The following is a 6,418-nucleotide window of genomic DNA, read 5'->3' as shown; positions in this document are numbered from 1 at the left end:
ATACGATCTTTCTATACTCTCTATTATATTTGCACCTCTTGTCCTTATAATTGTCGCAATAAGTAAAATTGAAAAACTAAGGATTGTATTCAATACAGCAGTAACTATTTACTGTGCTTTTATACTCGCTCTTATTACTTTTCTTGAAGTTGCTACCATACCTTTCATGAATGAGTATGGTGTTAGACCTAATCATATATTCCTTGAATATCTTATTTATCCAAAAGAAGTTTTCAATATGATGTTATCAGGTCACAAGTTTGATTCAATCATAGGTTTACTCTCTTTTGCTTTAGCATTTTTCCTATTTTTTAAACTCTTTAAAAAGTTAACCAATAGCTATAAGCCAAGCTCTTTAAAAAGTTTAGCAATTCAATTTCTTTTTGTTTTAATTGTACTTCCGCTTTTAGCACGTGGAAGCTTGACACACAAACCACTCAATCCGTCTAACGCGGCCTTTTGTGAATCGCAAACAGCAAACAGCATTCCTGTTAACTCAGCATTCAATCTTTTTTATGTTTCAAAACATTTAGGTGAGAATTCAGTAAATTCATCTGAAATATATGCTTTTGCAACTGTCAATGAAGTAATTGATTCTGTTGATAATCTATCAAAAGCTGACTTTATAACATCAGATTCAAACTGTCCTATTCTTCAGAAGATAACTCCATCTGTTGAAGTAAAACGCAAAAAGAATGTAGTTGTAATTCTTCTTGAAAGTTTCGGAGCTCAATATGTCAAATCATTAGGTGGACTCGATCTGGCACCTAATATTGACAGTTTTTCAGAAAAGAGCTGGTTCTTTACAAATATGATGGCAACGGGTCATCGATCTGTTCGAGGTATTGAAGCAGTAACAGCATCAAATCTGCCAAGTCCACTTCCTAGCATTGTAAAACTTGATAATAGAGAAAAACTTACAACACTCTTTTCTATTTTTAAAAAGGTAGGCTATAGGACATCATTCATATATGGTGGTGAAAGTCACTTTGACAATATGAGATCCTATTTTTTCAATAATGGAGTTGATCTTATCATAGAGCAGAAAGATTATAAGTCTCCATCATTTACAGCATCTTGGGGTGTAAGCGACGAAGATCTGTATAACAAGGCAAATGAATATTTTTCAGATTTATACAAAAGCAATACCTCATTCTGTTCAATGATATTTACGTCATCATTCCATGATCCATTCGATATACCTAGTGGAAAAGTTGATATATCCAATCTCAAGTCAAATGATGTAAAAAGACATATGGCTGTAAAATATGCAGATTATGCACTTGGAAAATTCTTTGAAAAAGCTCAAAAAGAGCCATACTATAAGGACACTATATTCGTTGTAATTGCAGATCATGACAGTCGAGCCAAAAACTACTCTCACTTTCCTCTGTCAAACTTCCATATACCTGCATTTATTATAGACAGCGATATAAAACCTAAAAAAGACAACAGACTTGTAAGTCAGATTGACATACTGCCAACAATTCTGTCATTAAGTGGAGTGTCAGGAAAGCTTCCTATTGCAGGACAGGATCTGACAAAAGACAATATTATTCAAAGAGCGCCTATAATCTATTACTATACTTATGCCTATCTTGCAAAAGAAGGTGGCCAAAATGTTATTACAACTTTAGGACCAGGATTAATGGCTGAAAGTTTTATTGTTGATGATGAGCAAAACTTTATTAAAAAGACAGCAAGCAATGATTTGAAAAACAAGGTGGCATTTTTAAATCTTCCAATTGAAATGCATAAACATTCTCTTAACAAAGCAAAATGCATTAAGGATATTGCTATTAAATAATTGATAAAAAAAGGTACCTCATTTCTGATGAGATACCTTCTTATAGAAATAATGATCAGTTATTGCTTTTTAGCTTCATCATCTAAAAACTTAATAAACTGTTCAAGTTTCTCTTCATTTGCACGATCTCTTCCTGAAATAGCAAGCAGAACAAGTTCAGCATCATCACCATATACAATAGCTTCAATGCCTTCATTCTCGCAGACAAAGCTATAACCATCTGCAACTAAAGAAGAGAGCACTGGTACTGAACATGCCAGCTGCTTTGCAGAAGCCTTAGCATATGCTTCAGGACTTGATGGGCTATCTGCAAGCTGTTTGATAGCTGTTACGCTCACTGCAAGCTTTGACCCTTCATCCTTATATACAAGCGAATTTGGAACACTTGGATTTAGTTTTACACTAAATCCAAAAGGACAAGGAATAGCAGCCTGCTCTGTTCTAGATTTCTCTACCACGTATTCAGATGAAACCATCTGTGCGTTGACAGCAAAAACGCAAATGCTGCATACAAGACCTGGAAATAATCGTGAAAACTTAAACATAAATTATTTCTTTAATGTTGAGATAATATCGTCAGAAATTACCTTAACGTCGCGGTTACCATCAAATGCAACATACTTGGTCTTAGCGGTCTTTGACAAGTCCTTGTAGAAGGCTACTAAAGGCTCAGTCTGCTCGTGGTAAACCTTCAGACGGTTACGTACTGTGCTCTCCTCATCATCAGGACGAATCACAAGATCTTCACCTGTTACATCATCCTTGCCCTCAACCTTAGGTGGGTTGTAAACGATGTGATAAGTTCTGCCTGAAGCTAAGTGAACACGACGGCCTGACATTCTCTTAACGATCTTCTCATCAGGAACTTCCAGCTCTACAACAGCATCAATTTCAATACCATTATCAACCAATGCCTGAGCCTGTGGAATTGTACGAGGGAAACCATCAAAAAGGAAACCGTTCTTGCAGTCATCCTTTGCAATTCTTTCTTTAACAAGGCCTAAAATGATGTCATCAGATACAAGCTTACCAGCATCCATAACAGCCTTAGCCTTTAAACCAAGCTCAGTACCAGCCTTGATTGCAGCTCTTAACATATCGCCAGTTGAAATCTGTGGGATATTGAAAGCAACTGTTAGATTCTGTGCCTGTGTGCCTTTACCTGCACCTGGAGGTCCTAAAAGGATAATACGCATTTTTTTTCCTTGAATAAAAGTTGAAAACAATAAGAAAATTATAACACGTAAAGAGGCTCTAGGTCACAGTTATAAGGCTTAAAAACAAAAAATGCTCCTAAAAAATAATTCTAGGAGCATCTTTATCATGTCAGATTAGAATAGGTATCTAGCACCTAATGATACAGCAGTCTTGTCAGTGCTGTATGGAGTGTTGATATTAGCTTTTTTCATAAGAGCTCTATCATTATCACTTGTTGCATCAAATCTGGCCTCTGACCATACGATGAAGTTTGGGTTTGCCTGGTAGAATGCGTATACTGGGAAGGTCTTTAACTTTGCATCTACCTTTGTATCTACATCATTTAAACGAACTACTCTATCTTGCTTGTAATTCATCTGGTTGTAACCTGCACGCAAGCCAATACCTGATTCAAAGGTATAACCTACAACAGCTTCAAAGCCACGAGCCTTGAAATCTTCATCAGCCTTATCATTACCATCTTTTACGCGGAATGAGAAGGTGCGGTTATTTACAGTTAATGCTGCATATAAACCACTATCGATGCTACCTAATGTTACAGATGCTGCAGCAGTATTCACCTTATCAAGATCGGTTGTGTAATGAGCAAAACCTAAAGCATCATATTTCTTATCATCCTGAGCGCCGATAAACTCATAACCAGCCTTTACTGACAATGGTAAAGCAAGATCAAATGTATAACCTAAAGCAATTGAGGCACCATTCTCAACAGCAGCTTTTTTATGATCAGAATAACCATTTTCAAGCTTGTACTCATCATTTGATGTTAGTAATCCAACCTTTGCATCAAAACCTTTATTTGAATATGCATACTCAATACGACCTGAGTTACGCTCATCATTTGCACTCTGAGCATTTGCTGAGTAATCATCAAAAACATCGGTTACTGAGGTTACATAATTCATAGCACCTTTAAAGCGACCTAACTTTAATGAGCCAAACTTACCATATGACACCTGAAGATACTGATCACGAGCCTTGATATCATCACCAGTTCTCTTTGAACCATCAGCCATATCCCACTGAGTATATGCCTTAAATTTAAAGTCTTTTAACTTGGTTTCACCACCAATACCAAATCTTGCTGAATTTACAAGAGTATTGTCTGATTCACCTGCTTTTTGCTTTGTCTCAGTTGAATGATATAAAACGCTCTGAATTCTACCGTCTAATTTTAATGAAGTGCCATCCTTATCGTATACAGTTGCGCTGTATGCCTGAGTTGATGAAACTAATGAAGCAACAAATAGTGCTAATAATGATTTTTTCATAATATTCTCTTTAAATTGTTAACCGTGCTTTATTGCACACAGAAAATTCTAAAAAGAGAATGTAAAAAATAGGATTGTAATGACGTGTATTGTGTTAAGGATAGGTAATGAATTGTTAATAAAAATAAAGGCCACATTATATTGAGAATGCAGCCTTCATAATAAGCAATTAATTCAATAAATTAACCTAATAACAGTTCATTCATTGATTTTACAAATGAGCTTGGATCTTTTAAGGCACCCTGATCTGACAGAAGAGCCTGATCAAGGATTAGCTGAGCCCATTTTGCAAAACGCGCATCATCAGTTTCAGCATTTGCTTTTTGAACTAACTTATGTGATGGATTGATTTCAAGAGTATATTTCTCCTCAGGCATACTCTGACCTGAAGCCTCAAGAATTCTTCTCATCTGTAAGGTCATCATGCGGTTTGCATCAGAAATTACACATGAAGGTGAATCAATAAGTCTTGTTGAAACAACAACATCCTTAACCTTGTCGCCAAGAGATGTCTTGAAACGCTCAATCAGATCCTTGTGCTCTGTTGCAGCACTTTCCTGCTGCTTTTTCTCTTCCTCATCAGCAAGAGATCCTAACTTTAGATCCTGTGAGTTTGCAGGAACAAATTCCTTACCTGAGTACTCTGTGATGTTGCCCATCAGCCACTCATCGATTCTCTCCCACATTAAAAGAACCTCAATACCCTTATTCTTTAAGGTCTCAAGATATGGTGAGTTCTTTGCAGCCTCATAGCTTTCTGCAGTCAGATAATAAATCTTATCCTGACCTTCCTTCATTCTGCTAATGTAATCGTCAAAAGAAACCTTAGCAGTTGCATCATCAGAATTTGTTGAAGCGAATCTAAGTAGCTTTAATACTGCATCCTTGTTGTCATAATCCTCTACAGGACCTTCCTTTAGAACATTACCAAACTGAGCATAGAACTCATTGTACTTGTCATTATCCTTAGATAACTTATCAAGCATTGATAAGACACGCTTAGTTAAAGCCTTCTTTAATTTTCTTGTAACAGCAGTTTCCTGTAAAAGCTCACGTGATACGTTAAGTGGAAGAGCATTAGTATCTACAAGACCTTTTACAAAGCGCATGTAGTTTGGTAAGAATGCCTCTGCCTTGTCCATGATGAACACTCTTTGAACATAAAGCTTAAGGCCATGTTCATTGGTTCTGTTGTACAGATCCCATGGAGCTTTCTTTGGAATATAAAGTAAAGAGGTATACTCAAGATCGCCTTCAACCTTATTGTGAGCATAGGTCATAGGATCCTGATAATCATGGCTTATATGCTTGTAGAACTCGTTGTACTCTTCTTCTTTAATGTCTTTAGCTGTACGTGTCCATAAAGCCTTTGCATTGTTTACCTGAGTGTACTCAAATTTCTTTTCAGTATCCTTGCTCTCCTCACCTTCAGCTTTTGGCTCATACTTTTCTTCATAAAGCTCAACAGGTGTTGAAATATGATCTGAATACTTGGTAATGCAGTCACGTAGTTTCCAGGTATCCAAAAATTCAGTTTCAGAATCCTTTAAATGCAGGATGATCTGAGTACCACGGAATGGAACAGAAATATTCTCTGATGTGAAGGTACCATTACCATCTGACTCCCAGCGAACGCCTTCATTTTCTGCAGCATTTACTGAACGTGATACAACTGTTACCTTGTCTGCTACGATAAATGAAGAATAGAAACCAACACCGAACTGACCGATAAGCTGTGAATCACGCTTAGCATCGCCAGTAAGATTCTTCATGAAAGCTTCAGTACCTGACTCTGCAATGGTACCTAAATGGCTGTTAGCCTCATCAAGAGTCATACCGATACCATTATCAGAAATTGTAAGAGTCTTTGAATCCTTATCTGCTCTAATCTGGATCTTGAAATTTGGATCATCCTTTATAAGATCCTGATTTGTAAGTGACATGAAATGCAGTTTATCGATTGCATCTGATGCATTTGAAATAAGCTCTCTTAAGAAAACTTCCTTGTTTGAGTATAGAGAGTTTGCAAGTAAATCCAGTAGCTTGGTTACCTGAGTCTGAAAACCATGTACAGTTGCTGCCATTTTAAAGTCTCCTTTGTTTTTGGCAATTTAAAATATTT

Annotated in this window: 5 protein-coding genes; 1 reads left to right on the top strand and 4 read right to left on the bottom strand. The window is 36.6% G+C overall.

Going from position 1 to position 6,418, the window contains the following annotated elements; genetic code table 11:
• A partial coding sequence (locus ACJML3_RS10685; RefSeq protein WP_406023101.1) for an LTA synthase family protein occupies window positions 1-1,807 on the top strand: 1,807 nt, incomplete at its 5' end.
• A gap of 59 nt (window positions 1,808-1,866) precedes the next feature.
• Here ACJML3_RS10685 and ACJML3_RS10680 read toward each other — a convergent pair.
• The 4 genes from ACJML3_RS10680 to htpG form a co-directional block, all read right to left on the bottom strand.
• A complete protein-coding gene (locus ACJML3_RS10680) occupies window positions 1,867-2,352 on the bottom strand; it encodes a hypothetical protein (protein WP_406023099.1) in 486 nt (161 codons plus the stop codon).
• A 3-nt stretch (window positions 2,353-2,355) separates the two neighbouring features.
• On the bottom strand, window positions 2,356-3,003 hold the full coding sequence (gene adk / locus ACJML3_RS10675) for an adenylate kinase (protein ID WP_331853729.1): 648 nt from the start codon (window positions 3,001-3,003) through the stop codon (window positions 2,356-2,358).
• A 135-nt stretch (window positions 3,004-3,138) separates the two neighbouring features.
• Window positions 3,139-4,296: a porin gene (locus ACJML3_RS10670; protein WP_288135901.1), complete on the bottom strand. Its 1,158-nt coding sequence runs from the start codon at window positions 4,294-4,296 to the stop codon at window positions 3,139-3,141.
• A 182-nt stretch (window positions 4,297-4,478) separates the two neighbouring features.
• Window positions 4,479-6,380 (bottom strand): molecular chaperone HtpG, encoded by a 1,902-nt coding sequence (gene htpG, locus ACJML3_RS10665; RefSeq protein ID WP_219937831.1) that lies wholly within the window; start codon window positions 6,378-6,380, stop codon window positions 4,479-4,481.
• Window positions 6,381-6,418 lie beyond the last annotated feature (38 nt).

This window comes from Succinivibrio sp. (assembly GCF_045124615.1).
GTDB classification, from domain to species: domain Bacteria; phylum Pseudomonadota; class Gammaproteobacteria; order Enterobacterales; family Succinivibrionaceae; genus Succinivibrio; species Succinivibrio faecicola.
The sequence above is the reverse complement of the archived record's forward strand: the minus strand, read 5'-3'. Positions and strand labels throughout refer to the sequence as shown.